General features: G+C 34.8%; 17 protein-coding genes. 9 read left to right on the plus strand and 8 right to left on the minus strand.

All coding sequences use genetic code 11. The features are described from left to right. Positions 1-8 precede the first annotated feature (8 nt). The gene (locus tag FND99_RS04875) at positions 9-308 is read right to left on the minus strand and encodes an antibiotic biosynthesis monooxygenase family protein (RefSeq protein WP_211356618.1); all 300 of its coding nucleotides are present in this window, start codon (positions 306-308) and stop codon (positions 9-11) included. A 10-nt stretch (positions 309-318) separates the two neighbouring features. Further along, positions 319-1,455 carry a Na+/H+ antiporter NhaA gene (gene nhaA / locus FND99_RS04880; RefSeq protein WP_144336867.1) on the minus strand — a complete coding sequence of 379 codons (1,137 nt, stop codon included), beginning with the start codon at positions 1,453-1,455 and terminating at the stop codon, positions 319-321. Positions 1,456-1,694: 239 nt separating this feature from the next. Here nhaA and FND99_RS04885 point away from each other — a divergent pair, with 239 nt between their 5' ends. Both FND99_RS04885 and FND99_RS04890 read left to right on the plus strand, forming a co-directional pair. Next, the gene (locus tag FND99_RS04885) at positions 1,695-2,657 is read left to right on the plus strand and encodes a 2-hydroxyacid dehydrogenase (RefSeq protein ID WP_144336868.1); all 963 of its coding nucleotides are present in this window, start codon (positions 1,695-1,697) and stop codon (positions 2,655-2,657) included. Between the two features lie 191 nt (positions 2,658-2,848). Then, positions 2,849-3,124 carry a TM2 domain-containing protein gene (locus tag FND99_RS04890; protein WP_144336869.1) on the plus strand — a complete coding sequence of 92 codons (276 nt, stop codon included), beginning with the start codon at positions 2,849-2,851 and terminating at the stop codon, positions 3,122-3,124. A 57-nt stretch (positions 3,125-3,181) separates the two neighbouring features. Here the strand turns inward: FND99_RS04890 and FND99_RS04895 are convergent, their stop codons facing one another. Further along, positions 3,182-4,984 carry a GNAT family N-acyltransferase gene (locus FND99_RS04895; RefSeq protein WP_144336870.1) on the minus strand — a complete coding sequence of 601 codons (1,803 nt, stop codon included), beginning with the start codon at positions 4,982-4,984 and terminating at the stop codon, positions 3,182-3,184. 120 nt (positions 4,985-5,104) lie between these two features. On the opposite strand from FND99_RS04895, the gene FND99_RS04900 reads away from it, so the two are divergent. The 3 genes from FND99_RS04900 to FND99_RS04910 all read left to right on the plus strand — a co-directional run bounded on the left by FND99_RS04900 (position 5,105) and on the right by FND99_RS04910 (position 8,164). Continuing rightward, on the plus strand, positions 5,105-5,866 hold the full coding sequence (locus FND99_RS04900; protein ID WP_144336871.1) for an exodeoxyribonuclease III: 762 nt from the start codon (positions 5,105-5,107) through the stop codon (positions 5,864-5,866). Positions 5,867-5,940: 74 nt separating this feature from the next. Beyond that, positions 5,941-6,885 carry an OmpA family protein gene (locus tag FND99_RS04905; protein WP_144336872.1) on the plus strand — a complete coding sequence of 315 codons (945 nt, stop codon included), beginning with the start codon at positions 5,941-5,943 and terminating at the stop codon, positions 6,883-6,885. 241 nt (positions 6,886-7,126) lie between these two features. Next, positions 7,127-8,164, plus strand: coding sequence for an aldo/keto reductase (locus FND99_RS04910; protein WP_144336873.1), 1,038 nt, complete (start codon positions 7,127-7,129; stop codon positions 8,162-8,164). Positions 8,165-8,327: 163 nt separating this feature from the next. Here FND99_RS04910 and FND99_RS04915 read toward each other — a convergent pair whose 3' ends face one another. The 5 genes from FND99_RS04915 to panC form a co-directional block, all read right to left on the minus strand. After that, a complete protein-coding gene (locus tag FND99_RS04915) occupies positions 8,328-10,292 on the minus strand; it encodes a transglycosylase domain-containing protein (protein ID WP_144336874.1) in 1,965 nt (654 codons plus the stop codon). Between the two features lie 20 nt (positions 10,293-10,312). Next, a complete protein-coding gene (gene radA / locus FND99_RS04920; RefSeq protein WP_073410151.1) occupies positions 10,313-11,674 on the minus strand; it encodes a DNA repair protein RadA in 1,362 nt (453 codons plus the stop codon). Next, entirely contained in the window at positions 11,674-12,828 is a 1,155-nt protein-coding gene (locus FND99_RS04925) for an alpha/beta hydrolase (protein ID WP_144336875.1), read from the minus strand. Before FND99_RS04925 ends, radA begins: the two co-directional genes overlap by 1 nt. Before the next feature lie 203 nt (positions 12,829-13,031). Further along, positions 13,032-13,382 carry an aspartate 1-decarboxylase gene (gene panD / locus FND99_RS04930; protein WP_115887625.1) on the minus strand — a complete coding sequence of 117 codons (351 nt, stop codon included), beginning with the start codon at positions 13,380-13,382 and terminating at the stop codon, positions 13,032-13,034. Between the two features lie 14 nt (positions 13,383-13,396). Next, a complete protein-coding gene (panC, locus tag FND99_RS04935; RefSeq protein WP_144336876.1) occupies positions 13,397-14,275 on the minus strand; it encodes a pantoate--beta-alanine ligase in 879 nt (292 codons plus the stop codon). A 78-nt stretch (positions 14,276-14,353) separates the two neighbouring features. On the opposite strand from panC, the gene FND99_RS04940 reads away from it, so the two are divergent. From FND99_RS04940 to FND99_RS04955, 4 genes are all read left to right on the plus strand, one after another. After that, positions 14,354-15,160 carry a glycogen/starch synthase gene (locus FND99_RS04940; protein ID WP_144336877.1) on the plus strand — a complete coding sequence of 269 codons (807 nt, stop codon included), beginning with the start codon at positions 14,354-14,356 and terminating at the stop codon, positions 15,158-15,160. Positions 15,161-15,178: 18 nt separating this feature from the next. Beyond that, complete coding sequence (locus FND99_RS04945; protein WP_144336878.1) at positions 15,179-16,789, plus strand: DUF4270 domain-containing protein; 1,611 nt, start codon at positions 15,179-15,181, stop codon at positions 16,787-16,789. A 9-nt stretch (positions 16,790-16,798) separates the two neighbouring features. After that, complete coding sequence (gene glmS / locus FND99_RS04950) at positions 16,799-18,649, plus strand: glutamine--fructose-6-phosphate transaminase (isomerizing) (protein ID WP_144336879.1); 1,851 nt, start codon at positions 16,799-16,801, stop codon at positions 18,647-18,649. 304 nt (positions 18,650-18,953) lie between these two features. After that, positions 18,954-21,761: a carboxypeptidase-like regulatory domain-containing protein gene (locus tag FND99_RS04955; protein WP_144336880.1), complete on the plus strand. Its 2,808-nt coding sequence runs from the start codon at positions 18,954-18,956 to the stop codon at positions 21,759-21,761. Positions 21,762-21,793 lie beyond the last annotated feature (32 nt).

The raw sequence follows: 21,793 nt of genomic DNA on the forward strand, positions 1-21,793 counted from the left end.
GTTTCTGATTAAGCGAAAACTTCAAAATGTTCGACATTTTCTTCAAATTCTAAGAGAAACTGTTTGTCTTCGGGATAATATTTTGCTTTTTCAAAATCTTCTCCGGCAAAATTTTTAATGACTTCCAAGTTTTCCCAATAGGTTATTAGCGTGAAATGTCCTTCGTTATTTTTGATGTTTCTTAAAAAAGAAAGTTTTACAAATCCCGATGTTTTTTCATAATCTGGAATGGCTCTTTGGATCATAAATTCGGTGTAAACATCAAAATCCTCAACTTTTGTTTTTCCGTGCCAGATTCTTGCGATCATAATTTTAAATTTATTTTTTATTCAAAATGTATTTTAAAAACACGAATCCAAAAAATCCAGAAAGCAGCGAAGCAATCAAAATTGCAATTTTAGAAAAAACGATTGTTTCAGGATCTTTGAAGGCTAAAATGGTAATGAAAATTGACATCGTAAAACCAATTCCGCCTAACATTCCGGCTCCTAAAAGATGCGGCCATTTCAAGTTTTTTGGCAAAGCACATAAACCTGCAGTTACGCCTATTGAAGAAAAAAGAACAATTCCTAAAGGTTTTCCTATAACCAAACCAAGAATTATTCCGAAAGTATTTGAATGATTCAAGCCTTCGTGCCAATCGTTTGTTATCGCAATACAAGTATTTGCAATGGCAAAAAGAGGCAATATGATAAAGGAAACGGGTTTGTGTAAAAAATGCTGCAGCTTATAAGAAGAAGTTTTTTCGCCACCATCTCCAAACGGAATTACAAAGGCCAAAATAACACCCGTAATTGTTGCGTGTACGCCAGAATTCAACATAAAATACCACATTATAGCGCCACCAATTAAATACGGAATAATGTTGTTGACTTTCATTCGGTTCAGAATAAAAAGCAAGCCCCAAATTCCAAGTGTAATTGCCAGATTTACGAATGCAATTGATGTGGTATAAAAAACTGCAATAACAATTATAGCACCCAAATCATCAATTACGGCCAGAGCGGTTAAAAATACTTTTAATGATGACGAAACTCTTTTTCCTAAAAGCGATAAAATCCCGATTGCAAAAGCAATATCAGTCGCCATCGGAATTCCAGCGCCATTTTGAGTGGGAGTGCCAAAATTTAATGCAAGGAAAATCGCTGCCGGGACTAACATTCCGCCGAGTGCAGCCATTATTGGCAACGAAGCATTTTTTATGTTAGATAATTCGCCGTGATAAATTTCTCTCTCTAATTCTAAACCAATCAATAAAAAGAAAATAGTCATCAATCCGTCATTTATCCAATGTGTGATCGAATGTCCTCCCAAATCTTTCTCCCAAAAAGCAACATATTCAGCCGAATAAGCAGAATTTGCTAAATACAAAGAACAGATCGTTACAAACAACAAAAGCAGTCCTCCAGATTTTTCGTTATTAAAGAAAGAATTAAAAGTTTTGGTTAATTTCATTTTAGAAGGATTATGAAGATTTAAAAGAAGAAAAAGCTTTCTTTGAGGCTTATATTTCCAAAGTTAAAAAATTTAATCTCGCAAAGGCGCAAAGGCGCAAAGTTTTACTTATTGACTTCGGAAAAAAAGGTTGAGAATCTGCTCAAATCTGCATAATCTGCGTGAAAAAATCTTTATGATTCTGGTGACTTGAAAAATTCAAATTAACCGTATTTTTGTACTATTAAAATTCAAAAGAAATGAGTGTAAAAATTCTTCATATAGACAGTAACAATCCAATTCTTTGGAATCAATTGGAAGAAGCGGGTTTTGAAAACCACGCCGATTTTAAATCTTCAAAAGAAGAAATCGAAGCCAAAATCAAGGATTATAACGGAATTGTAATTCGCAGCCGATTCAAGATTGATAAGACTTTTTTAGATAATGCAACAAACTTGCAATTCATTGCCAGAGTGGGTGCAGGTCTTGAAAGTATTGACTGTGAGTATGCTGAGAGCAAAGGAATTCATTTAATTGCAGCGCCTGAAGGGAATAGAAATGCAGTTGCAGAACATTCGCTGGGCGTAATATTGTCGCTTTTCAATAATTTGAATCAGGCTGACGCCGAGATTAAAGCCGGACATTGGAATCGTGAAAGCAATCGTGGTCATGAATTGGACGGAAAAACGGTCGGAATTATTGGCTATGGAAACATGGGGAAAGCTTTCGCCAAAAAACTTCGCGGTTTTGATGTTGAGGTTTTATTTTATGATATTCTTGAAAATATTGGCGATGAAAATGCCAAACAGGTTTCGTTGTCAGAACTTCAAAAAAGAGCCGATGTTTTGAGTCTTCATTTGCCTTGGACGCCACAAACAGACAAAATGGTCGACGCAGCTTTTATAAACGCATTTGCAAAGCCATTTTGGATCATAAACACCTCGCGCGGTAAAAATATCGTCACAGCAGATTTAGTTGAAGCTATGAAGTCTAAAAAAGTTCTAGGTGCAGGTTTGGATGTTTTGGAGTATGAGAAATTATCGTTTGAAACTTTGTTTCAGGATAAAAATACGCCAGAAGCATTTCAATATTTGCTTGAAGCCAAAAATGTTTTGTTGACGCCTCACATCGCTGGTTGGACTTTTGAAAGCCATGAACGTTTGGCTCAGGTAATCGTCGATAAAATCAAAGCGGTTTATGCAGGCGGCGTTTTTAAAGCGTAATTTTTTGCAGGACTTTACTTTATCTTAGTGTTATCGTAATTTTACGATAAGTATTTTCTGTAAATTTGACATCTTCGATTAGTTTTTAAAGTTATTTTTCGTTAATATTGTTATTGCATTTTTAACAATATTTTCGAAAAGGAGCCGCCGAAAATCCTTAAAAGAGTAGGTTTTAATTAATCGGATAAAAAATGGAAAATACAAAGTACGAGGCTTGGAATACTCCGTCGCGCCCACGGGAAGAAAACAAAAAAATCTCAGCGGGAATTCTGGCTATTTTAGTTGGTGTTCTAGGAATTCATAAGTTTTATTTAGGCTATACAAAAGAAGGCATTATTCAGTTGCTTTTAGGCTTAATGTGTGGTGTTGGTGGTTTGATTGGTCTTATAGAAGGAATTATATACTTAACAAAAACAGATGAAGAGTTTTTTGAGACTTATCAAATAGGTTATAAAGGCTGGTTTTAAAATAAAAAAAATCCCAATCACGAATGATTGGGATTTTTTTATTTTGAGTGTATTTGATTAATCTTCTTTTTCAGAAAGCTTTTTTTCTAATTCAATTTGAAACTCTTCAATAACTGGTTTCATCGTGCTTTCTGGAATATCAGCAATTCTGATATACATTAAGCCGTCAACAGCATTATTGAATAACGGATCAACATTGAATGCAACAACTCTTGCGTTTTGTTTGATATACTTTTTGATTAAAACCGGCAAACGTAAATTTCCTGGTTCTAGTTCGTCAATAATTTTATCGAATTTATTTAAATCAGATTCGGCTTCGTCAAAAATAAAGTCTTTGTCGGCATCTTTCAGTTTTACTTTATAAGCTTTCTTCGGATGAATATATTGCGCAATATATGGATCGTAATAATTTGACTTCATAAATTCAATCATCAATGATTTAGAGAAATCAGAGAATTGATTGCTGATACTCACGCCTCCTAATAAATATTTATGTTCTGGATGACGCAATGTAGTATGAATAATTCCTTTCCAAAGCAAGAATAAAGGCATTGGTTTTTGCTGGTATTCACGAATGATGAAAGCACGTCCCATTTCAATTGATTTGTGCATCATGTCGTGAAGTTCCTGCTCAAATCTAAAAAGATCTGTAAGGTAAAAACCTTCGATTCCGTATTTCGGATAAATCTCAGATCCTAATCCCATACGGTAAGCTCCTGCGATTTTCTTTGTATCATCATCCCACAAAAACATATGATGATAATATTGGTCGTATTGATCTAAATCGATCGATTCATTTGTTCCTTCGCCAACTTCACGGAAAGTGATTTCGCGTAGACGACCAATTTCATGCAAGATATTCGGAATTGATTTTGCTCTAGCAAAAAACACTTCATAATTTTTACTTTGCAATAAACGGCAGTCGCTGTTTCTTAACGCATCAACTTCAGCAATCATTTTTGATTCATTGGCTGGCGTTGCGATTTTTTTAGGTGCTTTTGGTATTTTTAAGCTTGCTGTATCAATAAGTTTAGTATCCTTTTCAAAAGGATTCGCAAGCATATACGTTTTCTTTCTTAAAAATTCTGAATATTCTTCAAACGATTCGATTTCGTTTTGTTCGTTTACAGAAATTGGTTTTCCAATACGTACTTTGATTACTCGGTCTTTCTGCGTAAGCAATTCAGATGGAAGTTTTGCTGTACGCAAAGTGTCGTCTATTTTTGAAAGCCAATAGAATAACTTACTGTTTTTAGCATGGAAATAAATAGGAACTACAGGAACTTTTGCTTTTCTGATTAATTTCAAAGCGCCTTCTTCCCAAGGTTTGTCAACCATCAATTTTCCGTCTTTGTATGTTGAAACTTCTCCGGCAGGGAAAATTCCTAAAGGTTTTCCATCGCTTAAGTGGCGCAACGTTTCTTTGATTCCAACCACGCTTGATTTTGCATCCTTATGATTTTCAAAAGGATTAACCGGCATGATGTATTTTTTAAGCGGAACAATTCTGTGCAACAAAAAGTTTGCAATAATTTTGAAATTTGGCTCTCTTTCCAACATTAATTTCAAAAGCAAAATACCATCAATTCCTCCAAGCGGATGATTTGAAATGGTAATATACGGCCCATCTTTAGGCAAGCGTTTTAAATCTTCTTCTGGGATTTCAAATTTGATTTCCATCTCATCCAAAATTCCATTTAAAAACGCAACATCCTCTAAATGCTTATTGTGATCATAAATTTTATTAAGGGTAGAGATCTTAAGAACCTTCATAAGAATCCAGCCAGAAAAAGTACCGAATACTCCGTACTTATCAACATTTATTGCCTTTGCAACTTCTTTCGCGGTAACTAAACCCATGTACTATTTTTAAATTATTAGAGCAGCCAACAAAGATAACAAAAAACTCTACTTTTCCTTTATTCAAACATAAACTTTCCACTTTTTTATTACATTTGGAATCCTAAAAAAAATACCGAGATGAAAATTATTTCTTATAATGTAAACGGAATCCGTGCTGCAATTACTAAAGGTTTTATTGAATGGCTGGAAGCAGCAAATCCAGATGTGATCTGTCTTCAGGAAATTAAAGCAACACAGGATCAAATTCCGGTTGAGGCTATAACGGCTGCCGGCTATCCGTACCAATATTATTACCCTGCAACAAAAAAAGGATATAGCGGTGTTGCGATTTTATCGAAAACAGAGCCAAAGGCTGTGGTGTATGGAACTGGAATTCATCATATGGATTTTGAAGGACGTAACTTGCGTGCCGATTTCGAAGATGTTTCGGTAATGAGTTTATACCTTCCGTCAGGAACAAATATTGAAAGATTGGATCATAAATTTATGTTTATGGATGATTTTCAAGCGTATATTAACGAACTGAAAATGACTATTCCGAATTTGATTATCTGTGGTGATTATAATATTTGTCACGAAGCGATTGATATTCATGATCCTGTGCGAAACAAAACGGTTTCAGGATTTTTGCCTGCAGAACGCGCTTGGCTAGATGGTTTTATGAAATCTGGTTTTATTGATAGTTTCCGTCATTTTAATAAAGATCCGCATCATTATTCTTGGTGGAGTTACCGTGCTGGAGCTAGAGGAAACAATAAAGGTTGGCGCATCGATTACAACTTGGTGAGTAATTCAATGGAGCATCGATTAAAGCGTGCTGTTATTCTTCGAGATGCTGTTCATTCAGATCATTGTCCAGTTTTAGTCGAAATCGAGTAAAGTTTGGTATTGTTCTTGCTGAAAGAAGAATAATCGAAAACAGAATTATTAATACCCCAAAATAACACCAAAAAATGATTAGAAAAGCCTCGATTGGATTAGTAGTTTTAGCTTTGTCTGCAACTTCATGTGTGTCCAAAAAGATTTACAACGATCTTGAAACAAAATATTCAGATTTAAAAAAAGAAAACCGTTCTATTTCTGATGAAAATGCGAATTTAAAAACTGCTAAAAATCAATTAGAGTTAGATAAAGATAAGCTGACTAAAGATTTGGCTGCAACAAGAGATGATCTTGCAAAACAAAAAGCAGATCTTGCTGCGGAACAGAAAAAATACAAAGTACTACAAGATTCTTATAATGCATTAGAAAAAAACAGCAATGATGCATTAGAAAGCAATATGGCTAAAAACCGAGATCTTTTGGCGCAATTGGAAGCGAAATCTAAAAAATTAGCCGATGAACAGGCTCGTTTAGACAAAACCGCAAGCCGATTGAAAGAACTTGAAGATATGATTGCCGCGAAAGAAGAATCAATGCGAAAACTAAAAGAAACGTTGTCTAAAGCTTTAAACGGTTTTGAAGGAAAAGGTTTGACTGTTGAACAGAAAAACGGAAAGGTATATGTTTCTATGGAAAATAAATTGCTATTCAATTCTGGAAGCTGGGCTGTTGGAGTTGAAGGAAGAAAAGCGGTTGTGGAACTTGGAAAAGTTTTGGGAGATAATCCAGATCTTTCGGTTCTGATTGAAGGTCATACTGATGATGATCCATATGCAGGTTCTGGACCAATTGCAAACAACTGGGATTTATCTACAAAAAGAGCGACTGCAATTGTGGCAATTTTAAGTGAAAATACTAAAATCAACAAGCAAAAATTAACTGCAGCAGGACGAAGCGAATTTTCTCCGCTAGCAAGCAACGCGACTCCAGAAGGAAAAGCTAAAAACCGTAGAATCGAAATCATCTTGACGCCAAGATTAGATGAGATTGCGGAGATGCTTAATAGTATTAATTAGAGATGCTAAGGTTCTGGGATACTAAGGCTCTAAGCTTTAAAAAAAGGTGTAAAGATTTACTTTGCACCTTTTTTGTTTCATAAATACAACCTTAGTACCTTAGAACCTCATAAAAAATCTTGTAGATTTTTTAACTTTTGTAAAATTTCAAGTTGAAAAATTGCATCGTATCTTTGAAGCTTTATCATTCCTAAAAGAAAAACTTAGAATCTTAGCAACTTAGCATCTTAGAACCTCAAAAATGAAATACACTACATTACCCAACACCGATATAAAAGTTAGTAAAATCAATCTCGGAACAATGACTTTTGGTCAGCAAAACACAGAGGCTGAAGGTCACGCGCAAATGGATTATGCTCTTGAAAGAGGCGTAAATTTCTTTGATACCGCAGAAATGTATTCGGTTCCGGCGAATGAGGCAACTTACGGAAGCACGGAAAAAATTATTGGAACTTGGTTTAAAAAATCAGGAAATCGCGATAAAGTGGTTTTGGCTTCAAAAATTGCAGGCCCAAATCCGAGTTTTGGTTATATGCGTGAGAAACTGGATTTTTCTCCAGCAAGTATCAAATTTGCGGTTGAGCAAAGTTTAAAAAGACTTCAGACTGATTATATTGATTTATATCAAATGCATTGGCCAGAAAGAAAAACCAATAATTTCGGACAACGCGCTTTTCATGGACATAATGATACCTGGGAAGATAATTTCAGAGAAATTCTAGAAACTTTTGACGGATTAATCAAAGAAGGCAAAATCAAACACATTGGCGTTTCAAATGAAAATTCATGGGGAATGATGCGTCTTTTGGAAGAAAGCAAATACAATAATCTGCCAAGAATCCAAACGGTTCAAAATCCTTATAATTTATTGAACCGACTTTTTGAAGTGAATTCGGCTGAAGTTTCAAAATATGAAAATGTTGGTTTGTTGGCTTATTCGCCATTGGCTTTTGGAGTTTTGACCGGGAAATTCTTAACCGGAGAAAGTCACCCAAAAGCGAGAATCAATCTTTTTCCGCAATACAAACGTTACAATAGCGAACAATGTACGCAGGCAACAAAATTGTATCAGGAAATTGCTAAAAAACACGGATTAACATTGACGCAATTAGCAATGGGATTTGTATTGCAACAGCCCTTTTTGACAAGTGCGATTATTGGCGCCACAACTTTGGAACAATTAAAAGAAAATATTGATACAATTGATGTGGTGCTTTCTAAAGAAATCCTTGCCGAAATTGATGCAGTTCAAAGTATAATTCCTGATCCGGCGCCGTAATTTATCACCAAAGTTTTAAAACTCAATATTGTCATTTCGACTGAAAGGAGAAATCACACTAGAAATTCCGCAAAGTAAATCGTCAATCTTTGTAGAGTTCCTAGTGTGATTTCTCCTTTCAGTCGAAATGACAAATCTTCGCCTTTATAGCAATAATAAGTGTTTACAAATCAAACTCATCATCAACAGCCAAAGAATCATTTTTAACCGCAGTCGAATCCGGCGCTTTGATTTTTATTAAAGAACGTGCGCTTCCTGATATATAAACCGGTAATTGTCCAAGTGTATCTTCTGGCACTAAAAGCCCTCTTCTAAACATCAAATTCTTAATGAATTTTTGGTTTTTAATGGCGAAATCTTTCAAATTTCCTTGATCATTAAATTGATACATGAATTTTCTTGGTTTCGGAATAATCGTCGCCAAATACAAACATTCGTCAACATTTAAAGCCGATGGACTTTTTTGGAAATAAAAATGACTCGCTTCGCCAATTCCGTACACATTTGGTCCCCATTCAATAATATTAAAATAAACCTCAAGCATTCTTTCCTTGCTTACAATTCGGTTGTTTTCTAAAATGTAAACTAAAAGGATTTCTTCAAGCTTTCGCGAAAGCGTCTTTTCTCTAGTCAAGAAAACATTTTTAATCAACTGCATGCTGATTGTGCTAGCGCCACGAGAGAATTTTTTAGTTCTGATGTTTTTCAGAATCGACTGTTTAAAAGCCTCATTGATAAATCCGCGATGCGAGAAGAAAGAAGGATCTTCGGTTGTTAAAACACATTTTCTCAAATAAGGTGAGATTTGATCTAAAGGCGTGTAATTCGGATTCGCATTTCCAACTAAAATTGGTCTTTGTAATACGTTTTGAATAATCGCGCGATACACAAATTCGCCGTTTAGTTTATTTAAATCGGCTTCACCATATTTTGTAATTCGTAAATCTTCCTTATTGAGTTTGCTGTCAAAAACAAGCGTATTTGGTTTGTTTTTGTTGAATTTGAAATCGAGCTTATAATCGAAATTTCCGGTCGCTTGCATACCTTGAAAATGCGTAAATAAACCATCAGGAAGCGAAACAATAAAATCCTGCGCTTTCATCTTCGGAATATCAACTTTTAGAGTGTAAACTGTGTCTTTTTCGGTGTCATATGAAATATACGGACGCAGTTTTATTTTGTTCAACGTCATTGTTGAAGTGCTGTCAATCGAAATAAAATCATTGCCTAATAAAAAGCGATAATCAAAACGGGCATTTTTGATCACAACATCTTTGCTGGCAATTTTTGGGTGATTGATTTTTAGATTGCTGATCGATGTAAAACCATCGATATGAAGTTCGCTGCCACTTTTGTCAATTTTTTCGACATTTAAGCGAATAGAATCAAAACTAGCTTTTAAATTGTAGCGTTCATCAAGATACGGAACTTTGATTGCGCCAGTATCTAAGTTGAAAAAGCGAATATCTGCTTTTTGATTTCTTGGATCAGCAAAACCTTTTAAATTCCATCTTTGATCAAAGTCTTTGCTCACAACATGAATATTGGTTTCAAGTTGTTTGTTGTCTAAAACCAGTTTATTAATTGCAACATTTGTTTTTTTGCCGTTGTCATTAATTTTGAATTGGAAGTTTTCCAAGTTCATATCTGTCGGAACCAGATTCAGTAATTTTGAAATAATTCGGTAAGCAAAAGCACCATATTTGCGTTTCTCATTTTTTTCAGAATCGTCATTGTTTCTTTTTAAAAACGCATCAAAGTTTCGGATTTTTCCTTTTTTGACTAACTGAATATAACCATTGTTGACTTTTAAAGTTCCAACTTGAACATCACCAATCAATAAATTGCTCAAACTGATGCTTGTTTCAACTTTTTGAATTTTGACAAGAGTGTCGTCATTTTTTGGAACCAAAACAACATCTGTCAATTTAATGCTCGACAGACCATTAAAGGAAGCTTCTTTTATTGAAAAATCACTGTTGTAATCGACAGCCATTTTATGGGTAACTTTTGCAATAGCTTGTTTTAGAAGCGAATTACGGAAAAAGTATAATGCGATGCAAAGCAGAACCAACAATACAGCAAGTATTTTTAGTGCTTTGAATATTTTTTGTTTTGGAAAATTCATAGTGGTATTTTTATCGGAGATCAGCCAAAAAGAATACTCGCAACATCTTCAATTTTTGCTACAAGTTCAATTTTGATTCCTGTATTTTTTAGGGCAATTTTATTGTATTTGGAAACAAAGATAGTGTCAAATCCTAGTTTTTCAGCTTCTTGAATACGCTGATCAACTCGGTTTACAGGACGTATTTCTCCTGAAAGCCCAACTTCTCCAGCAAAACAGAAGCCTTTTCCAACCGGAATGTCTTCATTTGATGATAAAATTGCAGCAACAACCGCTAAGTCAATTGCGGGATCATCTACCGAAATTCCTCCCGTTACGTTCAAGAAAACGTCTTTTGCACCAAGTCGAAATCCAGCTCTTTTTTCTAAAACAGCCAAAATCATGTTTAGCCTTTTGGCGTTGTAGCCAGTCGTACTGCGTTGTGGCGTTCCATAAACGGCTGTACTAACAAGTGATTGTATTTCGATCATCAGCGGACGCATGCCTTCAAGAGTTGTTGCAATTGCAGTTCCTGATAATTCTTCGTCTTTGTGTGAAATCAATATTTCTGAAGGATTGCTTACTTCGCGTAAACCGCTTCCGAGCATTTCGTAAATTCCAAGTTCAGAAGTTGAACCAAAACGGTTTTTCAGCGAACGCAAAATTCTATAAATATGATTTCTGTCGCCTTCAAATTGAAGAACGGTATCTACCATATGTTCTAAAATTTTTGGTCCGGCGATGTTTCCATCTTTGGTTATATGTCCAATTAGAATAACTGGAATATTGGTTTCTTTTGCAAATTTGATCAATTCGGCAGTTGTTTCTCTAATTTGAGAAATACTTCCAGCAGTCGATTCGATATAATCAGTGTGTAAAGTCTGAATGGAATCGATGATTACAATTTCAGGTTGAATCGCTTCAATTTGTTTGAAGATGTTTTGCGTTTTGGTTTCCGTCAAAATATAGCAGTTATCGCTATTTGGCGTTATTCTTTCGGCACGCATTTTTATTTGTTTCTGACTTTCTTCACCAGAAACGTATAAAGTTTTATAAGGTAATTTTAATGAGATTTGAAGTAAAAGTGTACTTTTTCCAATTCCAGGTTCGCCTCCCAAAAGTGTTAAAGAACCAGGAACGATGCCGCCACCCAAAACACGATTCAATTCGCCGTCAGTAGTATCCATTCGGATTTCCTGAGCCGAATCAATTTCGGTAATTTTTAAAGGTCTTGGCGCTTTGCTTGATGAAGTTGGTTCACTTTTCCAAGCTACTTTTTCTTGCTTCTGAATAATTTCTTCAGCAATTGTGTTCCATTCTTTGCATGCGTTGCACTGACCCTGCCATTTTGAATATTGGGTGCCGCAATTTTGGCAAAAAAAGGAAGTTTTAACTTTTGACATTATTTACTTTTTTTAGAAAGCGTATTCATTTCGTCAATTTTCTCATACATCAAATCCTTGTTCAAATCGCCAATTGGTTCCATTTGAGAAGCATTTTGGTATTTCTTCGAAGCATGTTTCGGATCGCCCATTTTCTCGTACATCAAACCTAATTCATATTCGCCCAACATGGCTTTTGGATAATTTACATTTCCAATTTCGGCCATTTTTCCTAATTCGTCGTAAGCGTTTTTCTTTAGAATAATGTTTTCAATAACTTTAAAATCGCTCATTCGCACTGGAACTTGGTAACCAAGTATTTCCGACATTGTGGCATATTTTTTCTCCAAATAATCAGAATAACCAGATTCTAGAACTGCAATTTTTTCATTGTATTCAGCAGAATTGATTGGTCTGTACGATTCAAAAATTTGGTACAAAGCACTTGGTATTGAATGTAGAACCTCTGTATAATGTGTAGCACCTTTGAATACGTCGTATTTATAATTTACTAACGGATTATTAGCGATTTTAATATTGCTGTTTAATTTTTCAATTGGCTCTTTTATTCTCTTAATATCACCTTCTCCTGCAGAAAGATAATAGAAAATAGGTTTTTGGATTTTTGCAAATTTCTCTGCTATTCTAACTTCCATTTTTGGAGCAAGTTCTGGACTTAAACAAATGTATGCATTAAAAATTGGCTCTTCCTTGTATAAGTAGAAATTGGCAAAACTTGCTGTAATGTCATGACCTGCAATGATCCTGAAAGGCGCGGTATGATATTTTTTTTCTACATACGGAATCAATTCGGCACCTATAAATTCAAAAAATTTCGCTCCTTTTTCAAATGGTAAACCTTCATTTTGATCAATTGTCGAATCGTCTTCGCGCTCGCCATCTTTATTTTGATGAATTCCAATGATAATCATTTCTGGAATGTCATCCCAATAAGAACCATAACTCACAGCACCAGAAAAAGGATCAAATAAATAATCTCCGTCTAAAAGATATAAGACAGGGTATTTTCGATCTGATTTTTCATCGTATGAAGGCGGAAGCCCAATTGTTATTCGGCGTTCTTCTCCTAGTTTTTCAGACTTAATATTGTCAAATTTCTTCTGTGAAAAAACAGAAACAGAAATGAATGCAAGCAGTAGGTAAACTTTTTTCATGATTTGTGGCATTTCAGTGAATTAAAAAGCATTAAAAATTATACGGCAATATAATACTTTATTTGCTTTTTGGTATTTGGGGAACAAAAAAAAGCAATGGATTTCCTACGCTTAATTCGGTAATTGATTTAAGGCACAAGAAAATCTGTTTGTTCAAAATATTTTTGACAAATTAAGATTAAGAAGTAGAATTAATGTCTGATTTATGTCAGCGAATTATCATTTTCATTAGGGAAAATGATCCAAGGTTTGAAGGTTTTAGCTTCTTCAAAATCCAAAGTTGCGTAAGAAATGATAATAATAATATCATCTTTTTGAACCTTTCTGGCAGCTGGACCATTAAGGGTGATTTCGCCTGAATTTTTTATGCCTTTTATAGCATAAGTTTCAAAACGTTCCCCATTATTAATGTTGACAATAGATACTTTTTCGCCTTCAATAATATTTGAGGCTTCTAGTAGAGTTTCATCAATAGTAATACTGCCGATATAATTTAAATCAGCTCCAGTAACTTTTACTCGATGAATTTTTGATTTTATAACTTGAATTTGCATGCAGCAAAGGTAATTTAATTTAATGAAATGGTGTCAATTAACCTTATAGAATTAACAAATACTGCTATAAACGCACGGTATTTTTTGTCGTTAATTTTATGATCAATCGGTAATAATGTCGATTCGTCAGCAATTACAAAATATTCAAGTTTAAATCTTTCATTGTCCTTGAATGCGTCTTCGACAAATTTTATAGTCTCTTCGGGAGTGTTTTTCTGGAATATTTCTTTGGTTTCAGTAAGGACTTTATAGATTATTGAGGCTTCTTTTCTTTCTTGTGCAGAAAGACGCTCGTTTCGAGAGCTCATTGCTAATTGGTTCTCTTCTCTAAAAATTGGACAGCCAACAACATTTACTGGCAGATTATTTTTTTCGACTAGTTTTTTAACAATTTGCAATTGCTGAAAATCTTTTTCGCCAAAGTATGCATTTGTTGGCGTAACAATTTCAAAAAGGCGTTTTACAATTGTTCCGACTCCGTTAAAATGCCCAGGTCTGAATTTTCCTTCCATCTGATTTTCTAATCCATCAAAATCAAATGATTGTGAAATTGTATTTCCTTCATAAATATCTTCAACAGAAGGAGCATATAAAATTATTTTGTCACTTAATCCTCTCATTTTTTTTACATCTTCTTCAAGAGTGCGAGGATATTTTTCTAAATCTTCTGAATTATTGAACTGAGTAGGGTTTACGAAAATACTTACAACGGTATCGTTGTTTTCTTTAAGTGATCGCTGCATTAAAGCCAGATGCCCTTGGTGTAAAGCTCCCATGGTTGGTACAAATCCGATAGTTGAATTTGCTGTTTTGATAGTTTTCAAATACGCTATCAGAGCTACTTTACCGTAAAAAATATGCATGGCGGTATTATTAAAATTTAGTGCAAACATAATATATTAGTTATAAACTGCATAAAATTTTGTAATTTTGCAACGTTTTTATTACCAAAAATTAAGTAAAATACTATTATGAAAGATAAGAGGATATTATATGTATCATCTGAAGTCGTGCCTTATTTGGCTGAAAATGAGGTTTCTTTAATGTCGTATGACGTTCCGAAAATGATCAATGATCAAGGAGGTCAGATAAGAATTTTCATGCCAAGATATGGAAATATCAACGAAAGAAGACATCAATTACACGAAGTGATCAGGCTTTCTGGAATGAATTTGGTAGTGAATGATTTAGATATGCCATTGATTATTAAAGTTGCTTCAATTCCGAAAGAGAGAATTCAGGTTTATTTTATCGATAATGATGAGTATTTTAAACGCAAAGCAACTTTTGCAGACGAAGAAGGTGCTCTTTATCCAGATAATGATGAGCGTGCCATATTTTTTGCCAAAGGAGTTGTTGAGACAGTTAAAAAATTGAACTGGGTTCCAGATATTATTCACGTTCATGGCTGGTTGGCTGCAATGCTTCCAATTTATATGAAGCATTATTATAAAAATGAAGCTTTGTTTTCTGAAACAAAAATTGTTACGTCAGTTTACGGACAATCTTTTGATGAAAATCTTGATATGGAGATGATCAACAAAGTGAAATTCGATGGAGTGCCGCACGAATCTGTTGCTGACTTGGAAATTCCTAACTACGAGAATATATTAAAAGCAAGTATATTACATTCGGATGCTGTGATTATTGCGTCTGAAAATGTTTCCCCAAGTTTAACAAAATTTATAGAATCTTCAGGAAAACCTTTTTTACCTTTCGGCCCGAAAGATGCATTCGCTGAAGCGTATACAAATTTCTATAGAAAAATGGGTCTTTAATTAATTTTAAATTTAAACATGTATAATACTTCTTTTATTAAGAAAATTCTAATAGCGGCAACAGTTGTTTTTTTATATTCCTGTGATAGAGATTTTAATGCGATAGGTGATGAATTGATCGGGGATAATCATTTTGATTTGACGCCGGAGAAATATGATGTTTTGGCCTATAATCAAGAAATTACGCCTATTCAGTCAAACGGATTGGCGATTAATGCGTTAGGTATTTATGATAATCCTGTTTTTGGTACTACGACAGGAAATTATGCAACTCAGGTTACTTTGTCAGAATATAATCCGACAATTGGTGAAGCTCCTGTTATTGAGAGTGTGACTTTGAGTGTTCCTTATTTTAGCCACGTTACGGCTACTGATGCCACTACGGGCGCACGTACTTTTGAACTAGATTCGGTTTTTGGACCCGCAAACGGAAAAATTGATTTGAGTGTTTATGAGTCTGGAGTTCAAATGCGAAGTAATTTTTATGATAATGGTACGCAGTTGCCTCAACTATATTATACTGATGAAAATACAACTTTTGATACCTACAAGATTGGTGAAAAGTTAAATAATTCAAGTACTACAAGTCAAAATACAGAGTTCTTTTTTAATAATGCTGAAATAACAGATACAACTGTGGATGACAGTGGAAAAGAAACAACAACCAAAGTGGCGCCAGAAATGCGATTGAGTTTGGATACGTTGTTTTTTAAGAAAAAAATTCTATTAGCTCCTGCCGAAAAATTATCGTCGGCAACAGTGTTTCAAGACTATTTTAGAGGTTTGTATTTTAAAGTGCAAAGATCAGGAAGTAATCCTGCTAATTTGGCCTTGCTTGATTTTGCAAAAGCAGGTAAAATTGTTATTAAGTACAAGGCTAAAACCGCAATTACTACTGATGCTCCTGAAACAACGGAAGAGAAGACCATTACGATTAATTTGAGTGGTGCAACGGCAAGCCTTCAACAAGATGCAAAGAGTGCTAATTATTCCAATGCGATTAGTGAATCGAATATAAATAGGACAACTGGTGATGAAAGTCTATATATAAGGGGAGGCCAGGGATCGCTCGCTGTTATTGAATTAAATGGTTTTGCCGCTCAGCTTGATGAAATCAGAACAAAAAATTGGCTTGTAAACGAAGCGAATCTTGTTTTTACAATTGATTCAGATAAAATGTCAGATCAAGGCTCTGGCGGTTTTAAAGCTGATGAACCAAAAAGGGTTTATTTGTATGATTTGACAAACAATATACCTTTAATAGATTATTCTGATGGTACGTCTACTGCGCTTACTAATGATCCGAAGGCCACAAAATATATTTTTGGCGGTATTATTAGTTATGATGACACTACGAAGAGAGGGAAATCATATAAAGTAAGAATTACAAATCATATTCGAAATCTTATAAAAGATGCAACCGCAGTCAATGTAAAATTAGGTCTGGTTGTTACGGAAGATATCAGTACGATTACTTCTAATAAATTAAAATTAAAAAACAGCGTTATTTCAGAAGCGCCGCGAGGATCAGTTATGGGACCATTAGGGACTATTCTGTACGGAAGTAAATCTACCGTTGCGGAAGATAAAAGACTGAGACTCGAAATTTACTACACGAAACCAAATTAATAAATATATATGTGTGGAATTGTTGGATATATTGGCCATAGAGAGGCATATCCTATTGTTATCAAAGGATTAAAGCGACTCGAATACAGAGGTTATGACAGTGCAGGTGTTATGTTGTTTGACAACGAAACTGGAATAAAGCTTTGTAAAACAAAAGGTAAAGTTTCAGATCTTGAAGCTAAAGCAAAAGGTGAGTTCACAACAAACGGAGCTATAGGTATTGGGCATACGCGTTGGGCAACCCACGGAGTGCCAAATGACGTGAATTCGCATCCGCATCTTTCAAATTCTGGTGAATTAGTAATTATTCACAATGGAATTATTGAAAACTACGCACCGCTAAAAGAAGAATTAATCAAGAGAGGATATACTTTTAAATCAGATACAGATACAGAAGTTTTAGTTAACTTAATTGAAGAGGTTCAAAAAAACGAAAACATTAAGTTAGGAAAAGCAGTTCAGATTGCTTTAAATCAGGTTGTAGGGGCGTATGCTATTGCAGTTTTTGATAAAAAGAATCCTGATGAAATTGTTGCGGCAAGATTAGGAAGTCCGTTGGCAATTGGTGTTGGCGAGGGTGAGTATTTTGTAGCTTCAGATGCTTCCCCTTTTATTGAATACACTTCAAATGCAATTTATCTTGAAGATGGCGAAATGGCAAACATTAGATTGCACAAGCCTCTTAAAGTTAGAAAAATAAAAGATGACTCATTAGTTGATCCTTACATTCAAGAACTTCAAATGAATTTGGAGCAGATTGAAAAAGGAGGCTACGATCATTTCATGTTAAAAGAAATCTACGAGCAGCCAAGTGTAATTAAAGACACTTACAGAGGAAGACTTCATGCAAATGAAGGAATTGTTCAGATGGCTGGTGTTGAAGATAATCTTGAGAAATTTTTAAATGCAAAACGTATTTTAATTGTTGCTTGTGGTACTTCGTGGCATGCTGGTTTAGTGGCTGAATATATTTTTGAAGAATTTACACGTATTCCAGTTGAAGTAGAATATGCTTCGGAGTTTAGATACAGAAACCCAATTATTAATAAAGACGATGTTGTAATTGCAATTTCTCAATCAGGAGAAACTGCTGATACAATGGCGGCTATTAAATTGGCAAAAGAAAACGGTGCCTTTGTTTTTGGAGTTTGTAACGTTGTAGGTTCGTCTATTTCTAGAGAAAGCCACGCAGGTGCTTATACACATGCTGGACCGGAGATTGGTGTAGCTTCGACTAAGGCATTTACTACTCAAATTACAGTTCTTACCATGATTGCTTTAAAATTAGGAAAAGCAAAAGGAACTTTAACAAACAGTGATTTCCATGCTTATTTGCAAGAATTAGAAATAATTCCTGAAAAGGTAGCAGAGGCATTGGAAACAAACGATAAAGCAAAAGAAATTGCAGCAGCTTTTAAAGATTCTGCAAACTGTCTTTACTTAGGTCGTGGATATAACTTCCCGGTAGCTCTTGAAGGTGCGTTGAAGCTTAAAGAAATTTCATATATCCATGCTGAAGGATATCCTGCGGCAGAGATGAAACACGGGCCAATCGCTTTGATTGACGAGCACATGCCAGTTATTGTAATTGCGCCTAAACAAGGTCACTATGATAAAATTGTAAGTAATATTCAAGAGATTAAATCTCGAAGCGGTAAAATTATTGCTGTTGTTACTAAAGGAGATGTTCAGGTTCGTGAATTGGCAGATTATGTAATCGAAATTCCAGAAACTTCAGATGCATTGTCTCCGCTAATTACAACTATCCCATTGCAATTGCTTTCTTATTATATTGCTGTTATGAGAGGTTGTAATGTTGATCAGCCTCGTAATTTGGCAAAATCAGTTACTGTAGAGTAATATCTTAAAATATACAAATGTTAAAAAAGCGAGATTTATGTCTCGCTTTTTTTATTTGTCAGATTTTTTTTCTGAGCCTAGTATTTTTATTAAATCTTCAATTTTTTCGTCAAATTTTATATGTATGCATACTATTTTAGATTTGCAAAGCCTCGTTATTGCTGTTAATTGAATAAAACACAATGTGAAATAGTTAAAATACTAACAAAAAATATGCGTTATCCTGATTTTTTTTAACGTTTTTTTATTAATCTCAAAAATATTTGTATTTTGGCTAGATAAACTAACCAAAAACCTAACCTAAATGAGAGTCTATTTGCTGATTATGTTGTTTTTCTGCGGCGTTTCCTTTGCGCAGAATACAATCACTGGTTCTGTTACCGATAGTAACAAACAATCTATTCCAGGTGCCAACATTAATATTGTAGGAAGTTCAACTGGAACTTCAACTGATTTTGATGGTACATTTAAATTGAATACTACTTCAAAACCACCTTTTACTATTAAGGTTTCTGCAATCGGTTTTGAAACAAAAACAATTAGTGTCACATCTTTAAATCAGAAGATTGATGTAGTCCTAAAAGATGAGGAGAATAAGTTGGATGAAATTGTGGTTTCGGCTTCAAGAACACCGGAAAGAATTATTGAATCACCTGTTACTGTTGAAAGAATGGGGATTCAGGAAATTAAAAACACAACAGCACCTACATTTTATGATGGTTTAGAAAATTTGAAGGAAGTACATTTCAATACCAGCAGTATTTCGTTCAAATCTATCAATACTCGTGGTTTTGCAACTGTTGCAAATACCCGTTTCATGCAGTTGGTTGACGGTATGGATAATTCATCGCCAGCATTAAATTTTGTTTTGGGTAATTTAATTGGTGTATCAGATATTGATGTGGCGAGTGTTGAGCTTTTGCCTGGAGCATCTTCAGCTCTTTATGGTGCAAATGCTTTTAACGGTATTATGTTTATGACAAGTAAAAGTCCTTTTACAAATGAAGGAATCAGTGTTTATTACAAATACGGACAGACTTCTCAGGATATAGCGGGAACTAATGATTATAATGATTTCGGAATTAGAGCAGCAAAAGCATTCACAGAGACTTTTGCTATGAAAGCTAACTTTACTTACATGGAAGCTACAGAATGGATTGCTGGTGATAAAAGAAGCATGACAGCTGGAGGAGATAGTCACGCAGTGAATCAGAATTATGATGGATTAAATATCTATGGTGACGAGGTTACTACTTTTATTCCGAATGTGGGACAGGTGAGTAGAACTGGATATCGTGAGCAAGATCTTACTGATAATAAAGTTAAGAGCATGAAAGCGGATTTCAGCGCGCACTTCAAGCCTTGGAAAGATGATACCGAGTTTATTCTTCAATATAAAATTGGTACAGGAAGTACAATTTATCAGGGAGCAAACAGATATGCTTTGAAAGATTTCTTAATGCAACAAGGGAAATTTGAGGTTAGAGGGAAAAACTTTTTTGGTAGAGTTTATTTTACAAGCGAGGATGCTGGAAATTCATATGACATGAGATTTGCAGCATGGAACGTAAACAGAGCGGCAAAATCAGATACAAACTGGTTTACAGATTATGCTACGGCTTTCCAATTATCATCTGCTTCTTTAGGATTGAATTCAAACGAAGCGGCCGCTTATGCAAGAAATTTTGCTGATTACAATGTTTCGCCAGGCCTTGGTTTAGTTCCAAACATTGATCCTGCTAATCCAAATGCGCCAAGATCACCGAGGTTTGAGCCAGGTTCTGCACAGTTTAACAGCGCACTTGCAACTGTAACTCAGAATCCAGATTTGACACAGGGTGCTAAATTCATTGATCATTCAAAATTGTATCACTCAGATGTGAATTATAATTTTAGAGATTTAGTAAAATGGGCAGAAATTCAAGTGGGTGGTTCTTGGAGAAAATATGTAATGGATTCCCAGGGTACAATCTTTACGGATTATGATGGTCCAATTAGTTATAAAGAATATGGAGCTTATGCTCAATTGCAAAAAAAATGGATGGATGACCGTTTGAAATTCACTGGGTCTTTGCGTTATGATAAAAGCCAAAATTTTGACGGAAATATTTCGCCAAGAGTTTCGTTCACTTACGCTGCAGGTGAATCTAAAAGACATAATTTCAGATTATCTTATCAAACAGGTTTCCGTAACCCAACTACACAAGATCAATATATTGGTTTAGACCTAGGGCCGTTTGCTTTAATTGGTTCAGCGGCAGAAAACTTAGACAGATTCCAAGAAACAATGCCAGTAAGTTTGGCTGGTCAAGCTATGGGAGCTCCAGCTACTGTAAATTTATCAGGGCAAAATGCATATCATAATGCTTATACTTTAGCTTCTGTTCAGGCATTTGGCGCATCTGGAAATCCGGCTGACCTTCAAGTGGCAAATATTGGTCTAGTGAAACCAGAGCAGGTTCAGGCTTTTGAAGCAGGATATCGTTCTGTGGTTCAAAATGATTTGTCAATTGACTTAAATGCATATTACAATATCTACAATGATTTCATGAATACGGCAAGAGTTATTTCTCCTTACTATGGTACAGTAGGAACAAATCCTGCAGATCCAAATGTTCAAATGACCTATGCGGCACTTGCTTTTGGTGACAGAAGAGTATATCAAGTTTACACAAATACAACAGCGCAAATTTCTTCATTTGGTTTTGGAGTTGGTTTGTCTAAAAAAGTTTATAAAGATTTTGAAGTTGGTGTTAATTACAACTATGCTCAATTTAGTTTTGATCAATCAGAAGATCCAGGTTTTGTGGCGGGATTCAATACACCAAAACACAGAATTAAAGCTTCTCTTGGAAATGCAAAAGTGGCTAAGAATTTAGGATTTAATGTAAATGTGAGATGGAACACGGAGTATTTATGGCAATCTTCTTTTGGAGATGGAATGATTCCAGAAAATACAGTTCTTGATGCGCAAGTTAATTATGGTTTGCCAAAACTTAAATCAGTTATTAAAGTTGGAGCGACAAACCTTTTTGGGAAAGATTATATTCAAGTAATCGGAGCTGGTGCAATTGGTCAGATGTGGTTTGCTTCTTGGACTATTAATCCATAATTATAGGAAGTAAATTTGATGAAGTGAGATTT

The organism is Flavobacterium daemonense (assembly GCF_007341385.1).
GTDB lineage: Bacteria > Bacteroidota > Bacteroidia > Flavobacteriales > Flavobacteriaceae > Flavobacterium > Flavobacterium daemonense.